Annotated in this window: 12 protein-coding genes; 7 read left to right on the top strand and 5 right to left on the bottom strand. The window is 42.1% G+C overall.

The window, feature by feature from the left end:
• Positions 1-126 precede the first annotated feature (126 nt).
• Positions 127-2,937 carry an excinuclease ABC subunit UvrA gene (uvrA, locus tag HMPREF9448_RS06980; RefSeq protein WP_008861888.1) on the bottom strand — a complete coding sequence of 937 codons (2,811 nt, stop codon included), beginning with the start codon at positions 2,935-2,937 and terminating at the stop codon, positions 127-129.
• Positions 2,938-3,304: 367 nt separating this feature from the next.
• Here uvrA and HMPREF9448_RS06975 point away from each other — a divergent pair, with 367 nt between their 5' ends.
• The 4 genes from HMPREF9448_RS06975 (at position 3,305) to HMPREF9448_RS06960 (ending at position 5,511) form a co-directional block, all read left to right on the top strand.
• Positions 3,305-3,508: a YtxH domain-containing protein gene (locus HMPREF9448_RS06975; protein WP_008861887.1), complete on the top strand. Its 204-nt coding sequence runs from the start codon at positions 3,305-3,307 to the stop codon at positions 3,506-3,508.
• 93 nt (positions 3,509-3,601) lie between these two features.
• On the top strand, positions 3,602-3,961 hold the full coding sequence (locus tag HMPREF9448_RS06970) for a phage holin family protein (RefSeq protein WP_008861886.1): 360 nt from the start codon (positions 3,602-3,604) through the stop codon (positions 3,959-3,961).
• 1 nt (position 3,962) lies between these two features.
• Positions 3,963-4,226 carry a hypothetical protein gene (locus HMPREF9448_RS06965; protein WP_008861885.1) on the top strand — a complete coding sequence of 88 codons (264 nt, stop codon included), beginning with the start codon at positions 3,963-3,965 and terminating at the stop codon, positions 4,224-4,226.
• Positions 4,227-4,401: 175 nt separating this feature from the next.
• Positions 4,402-5,511 (top strand): TlpA disulfide reductase family protein, encoded by a 1,110-nt coding sequence (locus HMPREF9448_RS06960; protein ID WP_008861884.1) that lies wholly within the window; start codon positions 4,402-4,404, stop codon positions 5,509-5,511.
• Between the two features lie 38 nt (positions 5,512-5,549).
• Here HMPREF9448_RS06960 and HMPREF9448_RS06955 read toward each other — a convergent pair whose 3' ends face one another.
• Complete coding sequence (locus HMPREF9448_RS06955; RefSeq protein WP_008861883.1) at positions 5,550-6,308, bottom strand: EFR1 family ferrodoxin; 759 nt, start codon at positions 6,306-6,308, stop codon at positions 5,550-5,552.
• Positions 6,309-6,517: 209 nt separating this feature from the next.
• Between HMPREF9448_RS06955 and HMPREF9448_RS06950 the strand changes: the two genes are divergently transcribed.
• On the top strand, positions 6,518-6,970 hold the full coding sequence (locus tag HMPREF9448_RS06950) for a hypothetical protein (RefSeq protein WP_008861882.1): 453 nt from the start codon (positions 6,518-6,520) through the stop codon (positions 6,968-6,970).
• Positions 6,971-6,999: 29 nt separating this feature from the next.
• A complete protein-coding gene (locus tag HMPREF9448_RS14175) occupies positions 7,000-9,225 on the top strand; it encodes a S8/S53 family peptidase (protein WP_008861881.1) in 2,226 nt (741 codons plus the stop codon).
• 71 nt (positions 9,226-9,296) lie between these two features.
• On the opposite strand, the gene HMPREF9448_RS06940 is transcribed toward HMPREF9448_RS14175, so the two are convergent.
• Both HMPREF9448_RS06940 and HMPREF9448_RS06935 read right to left on the bottom strand, forming a co-directional pair.
• Positions 9,297-9,791 carry an N-acetyltransferase gene (locus tag HMPREF9448_RS06940; protein WP_008861880.1) on the bottom strand — a complete coding sequence of 165 codons (495 nt, stop codon included), beginning with the start codon at positions 9,789-9,791 and terminating at the stop codon, positions 9,297-9,299.
• Between the two features lie 35 nt (positions 9,792-9,826).
• Positions 9,827-11,656 carry an LTA synthase family protein gene (locus tag HMPREF9448_RS06935; protein ID WP_040296102.1) on the bottom strand — a complete coding sequence of 610 codons (1,830 nt, stop codon included), beginning with the start codon at positions 11,654-11,656 and terminating at the stop codon, positions 9,827-9,829.
• Positions 11,657-11,828: 172 nt separating this feature from the next.
• Here HMPREF9448_RS06935 and HMPREF9448_RS06930 point away from each other — a divergent pair, with 172 nt between their 5' ends.
• Entirely contained in the window at positions 11,829-13,910 is a 2,082-nt protein-coding gene (locus tag HMPREF9448_RS06930) for a M3 family metallopeptidase (protein WP_157260350.1), read from the top strand.
• Positions 13,911-13,983: 73 nt separating this feature from the next.
• Here the strand turns inward: HMPREF9448_RS06930 and HMPREF9448_RS06925 are convergent, their stop codons facing one another.
• Complete coding sequence (locus tag HMPREF9448_RS06925) at positions 13,984-14,787, bottom strand: glycoside hydrolase family 16 protein (RefSeq protein ID WP_008861877.1); 804 nt, start codon at positions 14,785-14,787, stop codon at positions 13,984-13,986.
• Positions 14,788-15,192 lie beyond the last annotated feature (405 nt).

The following is a 15,192-nucleotide window of genomic DNA, read 5'->3' as shown; positions in this document are numbered from 1 at the left end:
CTATGTTGAAGCAGATTGGAGTCCGAGATATGCAGTCAATAGCGGGCTATTGACAAAAATCAAGGGATTCAAGATGCGAGACAGGGGCGCAATCTGGCCGGAACATACCTGCTTGCAATGGTAATATTATTTCTCAATAAATTTAAAACAGCTTCTTAGTTTCTCTTTCAAAAACACTCCCGTATAGGAAGCAGAGCACTCGGCGATCTCCTCGGGAGTACCGGTACAAACCACGTATCCACCCTCTTTACCACCTTCCGGTCCCATATCGATAACGTGGTCGGCACACTTTATAATGTCCATATTGTGTTCGATGATAACAACGGTATGACCTCGTTCGATAAGCTGGTTAAACGATTTCAAAAGCGTGTTTATATCATGAAAATGTAAACCTGTCGTAGGTTCGTCAAAAATAAAAAGAGTCGATTCCTGTTTCTCGTTACTCAGGAAAAAGGCTAATTTCACACGCTGATTTTCTCCGCCCGAAAGCGTTGAAGAAGACTGTCCTAATTTTATATATCCCAGTCCTACGTCTTGCAACGGCTTCAACCGCTTTATGATACGCTTCTCCTGACTTCCGTTCACCTCCGAAAAAAACTCTATGGCCTGATTGATAGTCATATCAAGCACATCGCTGATGTTCTTGCCCCTATACTCGATATCGAGTACATCTTGCTTATACCTTTTTCCGTGGCACGACTCGCATTCGAGGACAATATCGGCCATAAACTGCATTTCCACAGTAATGGTTCCCTCTCCTTTACACTCCTCGCAGCGTCCGCCCTCGGAGTTAAAAGAGAAATACGAGGGAGAAAATCCCATCTGTTTGGCTCCTTGTTGCTCGGCAAACAGTTTCCGTATCTCGTCAAATGCTTTCAAATACGTAGCAGGATTGGACCGGGTTGATTTACCGATGGGATTCTGATCCACGAATTCGACGGAATGAATTCGATCCATATCGCCCGAAAGACGAGAATACGTTCCGGGCATTTCTCCTCCCTCTCCGTAATGCCGAAGAAGAGCCCGATAAAAAACATCTCTGACTAACGACGATTTACCCGAACCACTGACACCCGAAACAACGGTCATAACATGAAGGGGAAACTTCACATCGATCGATTTCAGATTGTTCTGAGCAGCCCCCTCTACTTCGATATATTGATTCCATTTCCGGCGATTTGCAGGCAACTCTATTTTACTCTCACCCGTCAAATAACGCATGGTATAGCTACGAGTCGCTTTGGGTAATCGAGACAAGCCTCCTTGATAAACGACTTCACCACCCAAACGACCGGCCAACGGACCTATATCGATAATATAATCGGCCGCCCGTATAATATCTTCGTCATGTTCGACAACGACAACGGTATTGCCCAACTCTTGTAACTGCCTCAAAACTTTTATCAATAAACCTGTGTCCCGGGAATGAAGCCCTATACTCGGTTCATCGAGAATATATAAAGAACCGACCAAACTGCTGCCCAAAGAAGTGGCTAAATTGATACGTTGGCTTTCTCCGCCCGAGAGAGTAGAAGACAACCTGTTCAAAGTCAGGTAACTCAACCCCACCTCTTGCAGAAAACAAATACGATTCCTAATCTCGGTCAACAATCGTTTCGCAATCAAAGCATCATGTTCGTCGAGTTCGAGACGGTCGAAGAACTCTTTCAACTCGCTAATCGGTAAATTCACAAGCTCTGAGATTGAACGCCCTCCCACCTTCACATATTCAGCCTCAGGTTTCAATCGGCTGCCTTTGCACACAGGACAGATGGTCTTTCCCCGGTATCGGGCGAGCATTACACGATATTGTATTTTATACTGATTGGCTTCAAGCATAGCGAAAAATCCGTCTATTCCCTCGAAATCGCCGGCTCCATGCCACAATATCTCTTTCTCTCGGTCGGTCAATTTGAAATAAGGACGATGTATGGGAAAGTGCAAAGAGTCTGCTTGGCGTATCAAATCGTTTTTCCATTCACTCATTTTCTCCCCACGCCAACACATCACAGCATCGTCATAAACCGACAAAGTTTTATTCGGGACAACCAAATCCTCGTCTATACCGATAACCTTCCCAAATCCCTCACAAGTGGGACATGCACCCACCGGATTATTAAAGTTAAACATCAACTCGCTCGGCTCGTTGAATGTGATACCGTCTGCCTCGAACCTTTTCGAAAAACTAAACTCCCGTATTTCTTCGCCGTCATAAACCAGAACGATACACTCTCCCCCACCTTCAAAAAAGGCAGTCTCGACAGAATCGGACAATCGGCTGATTGTATCGGTCTCATGCGAAACACTCATTCGGTCTATTACCAAACGAATAGCGTTGGGCTCCGGTAATTCCCCATCGGTCAACAAATCTTCTATGGCTTGGAAGCGCCCGTTCACTTCCACTCTCGGAAAACCTTCCTTTTGCAAAATTTGTAAGTGAGTTTTCAAGTCTCGCCCTTCCGGTATAACCAAATTCGTAAGCAAAGCGAAACGAGTTCCATCGGGAAAACCTAAGGCACAATGCACGACATCGTCTACCTGATGCTTCTTAACCAACTCCCCAGACACAGGAGAATAAGTTTTCCCGATGCGAGCATACAGCAACCTCATATAATCATATATCTCGGTCGAAGTTCCCACCGTCGATCGAGGATTCCTTGTATTTACTTTCTGTTCTATGGCTATGGCAGGCGGAATGCCTTTGATATAGTCACATTCGGGTTTACTCATACGCCCCAAAAATTGCCTTGCATAAGCCGACAAACTTTCTACATAACGACGTTGTCCCTCGGCATATAAAGTATCGAAAGCCAACGATGATTTTCCCGACCCAGATAATCCCGTAATAACGATAAAACGATCTCTGGGAATTTCTACATCGATATTTTTGAGATTATTGACTCGCGCCCCTTTAATAAAGATAGAATGTTCAGACATAATTCTAGGAATCTTATAATACCTTTTCTTTTAAACTTTACAAAGATAGCGAAAGGTGAGTGCAGAGACAAACGGAAAATTCATTTCCAATTTGGCTATGCCGAACCGCATCCTATTTTCGTACTTACAAAGATAGCGAAAGGTGAGCGCAGAGACAAACGGAAAATTCATTTCCGATTTGACTATGCCGAACCGCATCCCTTCTTCGTATCTACAAAGATAGTGACTTTAACGATACATAATTCAACCCCTATTTATCCTTTATAGTTTTTTGTCAACCGATTAAGCCGAAAATCTTTTTCAAGCAGACTAACAAAATCCCGATTATTTTGTTATCTTTGTATAACCACATTAAAATGTAAAAATTATGAAAGGTCTAAATTTATTGTTTGCATTTCTCGGCGGAGCCGCCGTGGGTGCTGCCGCCGGAATTCTGTTTGCTCCCGAAAAAGGGGTCGATACCAGAGCGCGCATTTGTAAATTACTTCACGACAAAGGAATCCAATTAAAAAAAGAAGATATGGAACACTTGGTCGACCAAATTGCCGAAGAGGTAAAGGGCGGGAAGTAACTCCTTTAAAATGAAGATGAGGATATCAAAGCGTACCAGTTCGTACCTTTGATACTCTCATCTGTATTTTTCTCTCCTCTAAAAAACACAGTTATGTTCGATACTCAAAACAACGCTTTCCGAAAACTATTTGAAGAAGGAAAGAAATACATCAATTTACAAATTGACTACGCCAAACTGACAGCTACTGAAAAAATTTCGGTTATATTGGGCATGTCGGTTCTCTTCGCTGTCATCTTGGTGCTCTCTGTTGGAGCCGGCATATATCTTTCCTTTGCACTGGTCTATCTTTTAGAGCCTCTTGTAGGAATCGTAGGAAGCTATGCGATCGTCGGTGCTGTGTTCCTGTTACTCATAGCGATTGTTATCCTATTCAAGAAAAAACTCATATTGGTTCCTATCACTCGTTTTATCTCCAAAGTGTTACTGGATAATGAAAAAACTCCTCTATAAAATGAACGAAAACCATACAAATCAACAAGGGCTGACCCTCGAAGAAATAGCTGTTCATAAACAAGCTCTAAAAATAGCCATCGCCGAACAGCAAAAAAACGTCAATGAAGCCTACCGACAAGTAGTAGCACCGTTCTCAGAGGCGAAATCGGTTTCAGGGTATATCGGAGGCCGTTTATTAAATGGCTTCACAATGATCGAAAGTGCTATATGGGGATTCAGACTAATATCACGAATTTTTCGCATATTCCGAAAATTTCGGTAAAGCTCCGTCCACTCTTCATCATCGAAAATCTTTTCTGTACGCTCTATCACACAAAAGCTGCCCAACATCAACAACCGCTCTCATCAACCACATATCCAATTGTTAATCCTCCGTTTCGGTTAAACTATGTTGAAAATCTTCTGTTTATACCATAAACGGCAAATTCGAAATAACTATGAAAAAAAGACAATTGATATGGATCGGTTTGATAGGAGTGATTATGGCAAGCTGCGGCGGAAAATATAAAATCACCGGAAAAACCAATCTTATACCCGATGGAGAAACCATCTTACTGCAAAAACAAAACAACGAACAATTCGAAATAGTCGATAGTGCTACTGTCACTAACGGTTCATTCTCATTCAAAGGAGAACAAAAAAGTCCGGCGGTAGCAATATTGGTACATTTGAACGACAAACAATCACAAATTCCACCTCAACTGATAGCGTTGGAAAAAGGAGATATTTATGTTACGCTCGATTCTGTCTCTCATATATCCGGTACACCGCTGAACAACAGATTGCAGATGTATGAGACAAAACGCCGCTCCTACGATACCCGCATACGAAACATTACGAACCGATATCTGAAAGATTATTTATCGGGACAATTATCCGACAGTACTTTTGTAATATTGAAAAAGGCCTTCGATAAAGAACAAAAAGGTCTTGAAACACTCACTCGAAACTATATTCTGGCAAATACCGACAACGTAACTTCTATCTATCTGTTTCTACAAAACAGCTTTTTATTCTCCCCCGAAGAACAGCGAGAGCTAATTGCCCATGCAGCTCCTTCTTTTAAAAAAAATCCGGCGGTAAAAAAAGTTTCCCACATGTTGGATCGACTGAAAAACGTAGAACCCGGTATGCCGTATATCGACTTACCTTTACAGACAATCGAAGGAAAAGAGGCTTCTTTATCGACATATATCGACAAAGGGAAATATATTCTCCTCGACTTTTGGGCATCATGGTGTCCCCCTTGTCGAAGACAAACTCCTTATTTAAAACAATTATTCGAACGATATGACAAACGGCAATTCTCCATTGTAGGTATCTCATTCGATACAAACCGGGAAGAATGGAAAGAATATATACAGAAAAACCAAATAAAATGGGCACAACTCATAGATCAAAAAGGTTGGGAATCCACCGCTATACTTACGTATGCCATACAAGGAATCCCTCACCTCATATTACTCGGACCCGACGGTAAAATCATAGCCAATAATCCTTCGGAAAAACAACTGAGTAACATTCTATCGAACCAACTAAAACAATAAAAATTTCACAACAGAGAATACTGTATCGAAATCAATTTTCACATCTTTACCCCCGGATGGACGAACTGACCATGTTTGATTGTCTTTTTCCCATACTGAATAGCGAATACCGGACAACGATGCAAACACCCCAAACACTGCAAACATTGCTCCTTTATCCAAATCGGACGATTATCTCGCATTTCTATTGCACCCATCGGACACTTCTTGGCACACGCCCCACATCTGATACATCGACCTAATACCACGAAAGGAGCAGTCGATTTCTTTCGATTACAATAAGTATAGGGAAAAGCGAGCCAGTGAGGAATCTTCCTATTATCAAAATCACCCCGAACTCTGTTGACAACCTTTTCTATAACACGATCTATACACACCTCCGCATCTTTCGTAACCTTCTCACATTTCTCTTCATCAGACAAATCAAACATCAATGTATAGGTGTCTACCATTTTGACGATATATCTACCGTCCAAATTTAATCCCTTCTTTCTCAATGCCTTTTCCATCATATAATGGGACTGTCCCGTTATAGTTCCAAAAGTTACGACATGATAGACGAAATGTTGCCCTCGAACACATAAATCTAAGTTACGGATAAATTCCGAGACAATAGACGGCAATCCAAAAAAATAAACAGGAGTCACAAAACCGACCCTCTCTCCGGGCAACAGCTCCCAAGTATATTTATGATTTTTCAGACATTCTGTTATTGAAACAAGAGTTTCACCCGTAACTTCTGCCAACCTCTGTGCAATGTATTGGCTATTACCCGTTGCCGAAAAATAGAAAATCATAATTTTTTTCAGCAAAGATAAAGAGAGGAAAATACTGGACAAAATTTATTTCGGTTGTCAAACCGAATCCTATCTTGAAAGATTGTCAGAAATAATCCAAACGAGATTACAAATAGAAGAAAAAACTATACATTAAAATACCATCTCAAAAATATAACATTAAAGAAATAAATAATTATATTTGTTTCTTTAAATATTCTTTTTCTATTATGATGTGGAAATATATATACGCAGCCTTTTTAATGATAGCCTTTACAGCATGTCATACAAATAAAACTCTGGAAAAATCCGACAAGCCAGCCAGCACGGCTAACTATACCTTGCCGGAACATTTGTCCGTCTCCGCTTCTTTTCGCATGTTTTGGGATGCGTGGAACGCCGATCTCCGACAATCCGGCAATAATTTAGAAAAATATATCCCGTCCGAATTGTTGATAAAAAGATTTTCATTGCACAATCAAAATGGGAATTATCTGTTGACAGGCTACTTACACACGGCTGCCGATTTCAAGGAAGAGAATCTCCTCCATATCGGGGGACATTGTATAAAATATAGCGACTCGATATATAGTTTTGCTATACCATTAAAAATATTACCACAATTCATTACTTTACCGGGAATTACATATATCGAATGTTCCTCTCCCGTACGCAACCGTTAGTTATCAAAGACCATTTAATAATTAAATCGATGAAAAAATTATTACTATCACTTTGCTTAATGGCGACACTCGGCTCATTTCTGTTAAACGCAGAAGAAAAAATGTCTCCATCGACACAAAATTTTTTGAGAAGTTACGAATCTACCTCTACTATCAGCCAACGGGCAAAACTCAAATCGACATACGCAATCAACCAAAACAACGGTGAAATGGCTGTTTCGGCATTTCTCCACCTGGTAGATGAAAATAATCTCGATGGACTCGAAGAAAATCAAGTCATCATCAATGCCCAATACGGGACTATACTTTCCACCAATATCCCGGCAGATAATTTGATTTCCGTGTCGCAACTACCATCGGTAAAGTACATCGAAATAGGACGTCCGGTTCATCAACGAATGAACAACGTTCGTTCCGAACAATTTAGCAATGTAAACAAAATACACGAAGGGACAGGGTTCACCCAAGCCTATACCGGCAAAGATGTTATAGTCGGCATCATCGACGGCGGATTCCAATATAACCATATCAATTTCTACGATACAGAAGGTAAAAATCTGCGTATCAAAAGAGTATGGAATCAAAACCAGTCGGGAACGCCACCCACCGGCTATTATTATGGAACAGAATATACGAATGCCGAGGAAATCATCGCGGCAAAACAGGATTATGCAGCTAGCCATGCTACCCACGTCACGGGAATTGCAGCCGGAGCATATAAAGGAAACGAATACTATGGAATCGCTCCTGATGCAGATTTGGTTCTCGTCAGCTATAACATATCCGACAATAGTAGTAGCAATACAAGCATCACAGACGGTATTAAATATATCTACGACTATGCCGAATCCGTCGGTAAACCCTGTGTCATCAATATGAGCCTCGGATATCATATCGGTCCGCACGATGGCACTTCCACATTCGACCGTATTTGCGACGAATTGCAAGGAGAAGGCCGACTTTTGGTCGGAGCTTCGGGAAATGAAGCTGAATACAATATACATGCAACAAAAACCTTGAAAAAAGGAGATACCAACATGAAATCGTTAGTCGAATTTGTCTCCAATTGGTATCTCTACGGTTCAATGACAAGTACCGTCGATATCTGGGGAGATGCAGAAAAACAACTATCGGCAAGAGTATTTGTATATGACATTCTAAATAAAAAGGAAGTTTACTCATCTGAATCTTTTTCGACAGCCGCAAGTGCCAGTAAAAAAATATCTAATCCGACAGGAGCTGACGGAAATATTTACATATCCACTGCAACCAATCCCTACAATAAAAAAGGGAATATAACTATCGATTTGAATTTATCTTCATTCGACAATAGAAACTATTATATAGGATTCGAAATTTCTGGCCCCGAAGAAACCACAATCAATGCATGGACCGATGCTTACATGTCTTGGCTCTCCAACTTTGGCAATAGTGAATTTACGAACGGAGACAATAATTCTACTATGGGTGAAATCGGAGGAACCGGAAAACGAATCATTACTGTCGGAGCCTACACCAGTTGTAATTACATAGATCACAAAAACAGCTCTATGTGGAATAACTCCGGTCAAACCCTTAATCAGTTAGTCTCCTTTTCAAGTTTAGGGCCTACCGCCGACGGTCGTATGAAACCCGATATTACCGCCCCCGGCTCTATGTTAATATCTTCGTTCAATAGTTCCACAAGTAGCAATCGTAACGGCGAAGATTATAACTATGTCGTCAAACAAGAAAATGTAAATACCGTAAACTATTACTACGGTTCGATGGAAGGAACCTCCATGGCCACCCCCGTAGTTACCGGTGTTCTGGCTACATGGTTGCAAGCCAATCCGAAGCTCACACCGGAACAAGTCCGTGAAATTCTATCTAATACCGCAACAACCGACAGCTATACCGGTAACATTACCGGTGTAGGAAATAACCGATGGGGATATGGGAAAATCAATGCATACGATGGCTTGGTATACTGCCTAAACCACTCTGGTATAGAACAAGTAGGAACTCCAACCCGGCCGATAGTATACCCCAATCCAGCCACAGACATTTGCTATTTCCTTCTACAAAACGACGATAAAAACGTAAATGTCTCGATTTATACCCTCAATGGAACAGAAATATACTCGCGATACATGGGCAATATAAATGCAGGAGAACAAAATCAATTAGATTTGAGCGATCTCGCTGTGGGAATTTACTTTATTCATATCACAGGCGATAAAACCAATATGACGACAAAACTAACGGTTAAGTAAAAATTGTCCTCCACAAAAAGAAAGGGGCGGGAATGTCATTTCCCGCCCCTTTCTTTAATATAAATTCTAATTTAAACCTCTTTTTGAAAAGCAATCCTCTCGTCCCCGTTTGCCAAATAAATAATTCCACAACGGCGAAACCCATGCCGAAGCAATAATTCTTGCATCACCCTATTATCCCGATGAGTATCGATACGAATATTATCGACGTATCGAGAACACCATTCCAAGCAAGCGGAAAAGACCCCTCCCACTTTTCCCGAAGATGCAATCCGATGTATCACGCCATAAGGCTTCTCATTCAACCACCCTCCGTCATAAATCACGTTATACGTCGGCTCGGGAGAAAACCCGTAACGAAAGCAGAAAGTGCCCACCACTTCTTTTTGGCCATCTACACAAACAAAGCTGCTATTTGACGAAATATCGGCTTCGAGAACCTCTTTCGAAGGATATCCGCCCGTCCATTGATGCAAGTTTCCGTTCAACCGCATAAACTGTCTGGCCTGCTCGAATATAAACATCACACGGTCCATATCCTCAGGCAATGTATTTCTTATTTCCATCTTCTAAACAAATACAATTAACCCACTCTATATTTTTACCGACGAGCTAAATCGTCATATAATTTTTGAAGATATGCCTTTCCCTTGTTCAAGTGAATGGCATTACTATCGTTCTGCCCGATCAGAATCGATTGAGACGCACAATCATATACTGCCGCTCCATCTTTATCGACAAATCCGAACCCATCGGGAAAAGCATAAAAAACGAAATGCTCTTTGGTCGAATCCGTAAGATTTTTACTGAACGTAAAATCATCATAAGGAATATGCAACTGAGCTAATAAAGTTGCTGCCAAATCCATTTGCGACAAATATTCATCGACAACCAAAGGGCGCTTTACGGCTCCTCCGGCCCAAACCATAGGTATATGATGACGGACAATATCGTGGTTCTCCACATTTTGGGGATAACGCTTGGCATGGTCGGCGACAAAGACGATAAGCGTATTGTCCCAAACAGGGAGCCTCTTCAATTTCTCTACAAAGTCTCCTACACAGCTATCGGTATAAGCTATCGAGTTCAAATACTTATCCTCCAACCGGTTCATGGGAACATCGAACGGTTCGTGGCTGCTTAGCGTTAAAAACATTTTCATAAAAGGCTCCCGAGATTGCTCTTTTATCAATGAATAAAACTTTTCAAACGTCACATCGTCTGGAACACCCCACTTACTCAATCTCTGAGACAAAGGGAAATCACGGTCGCACACGATATTGTCCATACCCATAGAAATAAAATAGGAACGCATATTCGTGAAATCGGCATCACCCCCATAAAGAAACTGCGTGTCATAGCCGGCCTTACGTAAAGATTTCGATATACCCGGAAGCGATTGCGACTTGGCGGGATACTTCATAATCGATGCGGTGGGTTGTGCCGGGTAGCCGCTAAGGATAGAAGTTAACCCTCGATCGGTTCTGAAACTATTGGCATAAAAATTAGTAAACAAAATTCCTTCCGAAGCTATTTTTTCAAGATTGGGCATCACTCCGGGAATCCCACCTAAACTCTCCATGGCTACCCCCGAAAAACTTTCAAGAACGATCAACAACACATTCGGGCGAGCTTTCACCCATTGCAAGCTGTCGGCAGGATATACCGAAGGCCCCCCGCCACGTAAAGGTTCAAAAATAACATCGGCCTTTTCCGGTTCGAAAAAACGATACTGAGATGAAAAGTCTTCCGATTTGGACAATGACGACATCAAACTGAATACCGGATTGATAGCGGCGTGATTAAGCGCCATACGATCGCTGAAATAAACCTTGCCCACATTCATGGTCGACACCGTAAACCCGCCTCGAATAGGAATAAAAAGAGAAGCGGCAAGCAACAATAAACAAGCAAAGGACAAAATCGATTTCTTAGGTCTTTGCCAAGAACCCGTTTTTCCTGATAATCTCCACATGGGCCATAACAACAGAGCGGCATAAACAAATATAAGAAAGACAATCAGTACAGTTTCCCATGCCGGAATACTGGCGACAGCATCGGCCGGGGACGTGAGATAAAAAAGAGGCGTGGCATCTATCCTAAATCCCCAATAGCTATACAGCACGGCATCGCCCAACGTTATGGCAGCCACCACGAACGAAACAATAGCAAAATAAACACGATACACCGGAATCCACCATTTTTTCTGTAAATACACTGTTGCCACGACAAACAATGCAGGTATGGCCGTAAGATAAGCCGCCATAGAAAAATCCAATGGCCGCCCGTTCCACATCACAGAAAACCACTCCATTAACGGAATCTTACCGTAAATATCCCAATGAAACAACATGAATAGAGGTTTCTGCAAAACAAACATAATGAAAAACCAAAAATACACGGCTATCAGAAAGAGGATACGTTTCTTCATATTTCTGTCATTTTTACGGAGTGTAAAAGTAATATAAAAAAGAACGGCAAACTCGAAATACATGTACGAATTACTTTGTTTAATATTTATTAAGTGTCGAAGATTAGTTAGAATAATTATAAATTGTGACCTTTGTTTGCAAATAGAAATTACATTACATAATACAGTAGAAATGAAAAAAATTTTATTATCTGCCTTAACTGTTTTTACAATCATGGCACAAGCTGCTAATCCTTTTTTCGGGACTTATAAAACGCCCCACCAAACCGTACCGTTCGACAAAATAAAATTGTCGCATTACGAACCGGCTTTTAAAAAAGCCATAGAAGAAAATCAGAAAGAAATCGACGCGATTGTCAATCAACGTTCGATGCCCACATTCGAAAACACCATCGAAGCGCTCGATCGAAGCGGTCAAATGCTAAACCGGGTCGCTAGTGCATTTTTCGCTTTACTGAGCGCCGAAAGCAACGACGAAATGATGGAAATCTCCCAACGAGTACAACCCATGCTTTCGGAACACAGTAACAACATCAGCTTGAACGAAAAACTTTTCGACCGCATCAAGTTCGTTTATGACCGTCGTGACCAGCTCGATCTCACGCCCGAGCAAAAAACACTCCTCAAAGAGACCTACGAGTCTTTCGCTCTAAGCGGAGCCGAATTGAAAGGTGAAGACCGGGAACAATACAGAAAATTATCCTCGGAACTAAGCCAGCTCACACTCACATTCGGACAAAATGTTTTGAAAGAAACCAATCTTTTCAGCATGATGCTCTCCGAGAACGATTTGGAAGGACTCCCCCAAAGCGCGCGAGATGCCGCTGCGGCACTAGCAAAGAGCAAAGGGAAAGAAGGATTTATGGTCAATCTCTCCTATCCCAGTTACAGCGCTTTCATGAAATATTCTTCTCGCAGAGATTTAAGAGAAAAACTGTATCGCGCATACAATTCACGTAATCTGTCGGGCGAATACAACAACATTCCCGTCTTAAAACGTATCGCCGAAGTGCGACTCGAAATGGCAAAACTTTTCGACAAGCCCAACTATGCAGAGTATAAACTCCAACGCACTATGGCCGGTAACAGTGACAACGTCTACAACTTGCTGAATCAACTGCTCGATGCCTACAAACCGGCAGCCCTGCAAGACGTTAAAGAAGTCGAAGGTTTCGCCATCGGAAAAGAAGGGAAAGACATAACCCTAATGCCGTGGGATTTCAGTTACTATTCCGAACAACTTAAACACATCAAATACGACCTCAACGATGAAATGCTACGCCCCTACTTCGAAGTAAACAATACGATAAAAGGAGTATTCGGGTTAGCCACTCGCCTATACGGATTACACTTTACAAAAAATCCTAAAATCCCGGTATATCACCCCGAAGTCGAAGCATTCGAAGTAACCGACAATGACGGGAATTACGTGGGAGTTATATATACCGACTTTTTCCCCCGCGACGGGAAACGAGCCGGAGCTTGGATGACAGAGTTCAAAGGACAATGGAAAGAAGAAAACGGAAAAGACAGCCGTCCGCATGTAACGATTGTCATGAACTTCTCTCGCCCTACGTCGGATACTCCTGCCCTATTAACTTACGACGAAGTAGAAACATTCCTACATGAATTTGGACACGCTCTGCACGGATTACTTTCCGACGTCACTTACGCTTCGCTTTCCGGGACAAACGTATATCGCGATTTCGTGGAACTTCCTTCACAATTCAATGAGAACTATCTTTCCGAAAAAGAATTTCTCGACAGCTTTGCAGTCCACTACAAAACCGGTGAAAAAATTCCGGTCGAATTGGTGGAAAAAATTAAAAAATCCAGTCAATACCTTGCTGCCTATTCTTGCGTACGCCAATTGACTTTCGGGAACCTCGATATGGCATATCATACAATCACCGCCCCGGTAGACGACGCTATCGCTTTTGAAAAAGCCGCTATCGATAAAACATTAGTATTACCCGATGTAGAAGGTACACTCATTGCACCTCAATTCAGTCACATCTTTTCGGGTGGTTATGCCGCAGGATACTACGGCTATAAATGGGCCGAAGTTCTTGATGCCGATGCATTCTCCGTATTTAAGGCTAACGGCATTTTCGACCCGGTTACAGCCACATCATTCCGCGACAATATCTTGAAGCGGGGCGGTACGGAAAATCCCATGATTCTATACAAACGCTTCAAAGGAAGCGAACCCACGATAGATGCATTAATGCGGCGTGACGGAATCATTAAGTAAAGCCAACAAATAGATCGTTTACAAAAAAAGGAGCTCTGTACAGAGCTCCTTTTTTCATCAGATATCTATCCCATTATTCTTTCTCTTTATAATAACGTACCCAGTCTACGACCATTTCGACCGGCAAATCGAGCGTATCCACAGGACCTACCCAACCACCGTCCAGCTGCATATCGATCAATAGATAGTAAGGTTTCTTAAACGGGAATTGCAATTCGTCACCCTCTCCCGTATCTATGCGCGGATAAGTAAAGGTGCGATTTTCATTGATAAAGAAAACAAGGCTATCGGGATACATTTCTACGGCATACACATTATAATCATCGGGATTAATAGTTCCTTTTGAACCGTGACGCGGGTTACGTGTCTGTTTTCTCTCGATCGTATAAGCGGTATGTATCGTTTGATAAGCAATCGAATCGTGGTTCAAACGCTCCATGACATCGATCTCTCCGGCCCACGGCCACTTCCATTGAGCCTCGTCACAAGGTTTGAGCCAAATAGCCGGCCAAGCACCTTGCGCACCCTGCAATTTAGCTTTCACTTCGAGACGGCCGCCATGAAATCCTCGTTTATTCTTGGTATATACACCCCCGGTAATATACGGAGCAGTATCATTTTCGAGATCGGTATTCACGATACCTTTCAATACCAAGTTACCATCTCGCATCTCATAACAGGCCTCATTGTCCGACATATGTCGAGCCCATTCAGGATTGGCCCTCGGAATTTTAGACCATGTTGCCGTGTCGAAAGAAGTACCATTGAAGTCATCTTCCCACACCAACTCCCATCTAGACGAATCTCCCGAGGAGACACACGAAATCAGCCCGCCTAAAAATAAAGCGGACCACATCAATACAAATACTTTTCTCATAAATACATCTTTTAAGTTAAATCACAAAGGTAACACAAATAACCACAAAACGCAATTAAAAGGAAAAACGATTCAGTAGAAAATTCGTGGAAGTAGATTTGAATTTTAGAGATGAATCTCTCCTCAGAAACTGCTGTTTTCTCGGTTTCTCCCCTATCGTGCCAACGCAACACTGGGGAGAAGGCCAAATACAATCAATCTATCCCACTCGCTAAAATAATGTGACAGAAGGGCATTCCCCCCTTCTTTTACCGTACCCCGTAGCCTTGCAGGGTATTTCAGCTTTTATTATCAGAAATATTTTAAACCTCCTCTGCCGTGCCCCGCAGCATTGCGGGGTGTTTTGCTCAGCAAAATATAGGGGAAGTGTCCGTAGGACGGAGGGGTTACAAAAATGAAAACAAG

This window comes from Barnesiella intestinihominis YIT 11860 (genome assembly GCF_000296465.1).
Taxonomy (GTDB): domain Bacteria; phylum Bacteroidota; class Bacteroidia; order Bacteroidales; family Barnesiellaceae; genus Barnesiella; species Barnesiella intestinihominis.
The sequence above is the reverse complement of the archived record's forward strand: the minus strand, read 5'-3'. Positions and strand labels throughout refer to the sequence as shown.

Excerpts from the sequence above, each read along its gene's own strand:
- uvrA (WP_008861888.1), bottom strand. The coding sequence starts at position 2,937 with ATGTCTGAACATTCTATCTTTATTAAAGGGGCGCGAGTCAATAATCTC.
- HMPREF9448_RS06975 (WP_008861887.1), top strand. The coding sequence starts at position 3,305 with ATGAAAGGTCTAAATTTATTGTTTGCATTTCTCGGCGGAGCCGCCGTG.
- HMPREF9448_RS06970 (WP_008861886.1), top strand. The coding sequence starts at position 3,602 with ATGTTCGATACTCAAAACAACGCTTTCCGAAAACTATTTGAAGAAGGA.
- HMPREF9448_RS06965 (WP_008861885.1), top strand. The coding sequence starts at position 3,963 with ATGAACGAAAACCATACAAATCAACAAGGGCTGACCCTCGAAGAAATA.
- HMPREF9448_RS06960 (WP_008861884.1), top strand. The coding sequence starts at position 4,402 with ATGAAAAAAAGACAATTGATATGGATCGGTTTGATAGGAGTGATTATG.
- HMPREF9448_RS06955 (WP_008861883.1), bottom strand. The coding sequence starts at position 6,308 with ATGATTTTCTATTTTTCGGCAACGGGTAATAGCCAATACATTGCACAG.
- HMPREF9448_RS06950 (WP_008861882.1), top strand. The coding sequence starts at position 6,518 with ATGATGTGGAAATATATATACGCAGCCTTTTTAATGATAGCCTTTACA.
- HMPREF9448_RS14175 (WP_008861881.1), top strand. The coding sequence starts at position 7,000 with ATGAAAAAATTATTACTATCACTTTGCTTAATGGCGACACTCGGCTCA.
- HMPREF9448_RS06940 (WP_008861880.1), bottom strand. The coding sequence starts at position 9,791 with ATGGAAATAAGAAATACATTGCCTGAGGATATGGACCGTGTGATGTTT.
- HMPREF9448_RS06935 (WP_040296102.1), bottom strand. The coding sequence starts at position 11,656 with ATGAAGAAACGTATCCTCTTTCTGATAGCCGTGTATTTTTGGTTTTTC.
- HMPREF9448_RS06930 (WP_157260350.1), top strand. The coding sequence starts at position 11,829 with ATGAAAAAAATTTTATTATCTGCCTTAACTGTTTTTACAATCATGGCA.
- HMPREF9448_RS06925 (WP_008861877.1), bottom strand. The coding sequence starts at position 14,787 with ATGAGAAAAGTATTTGTATTGATGTGGTCCGCTTTATTTTTAGGCGGG.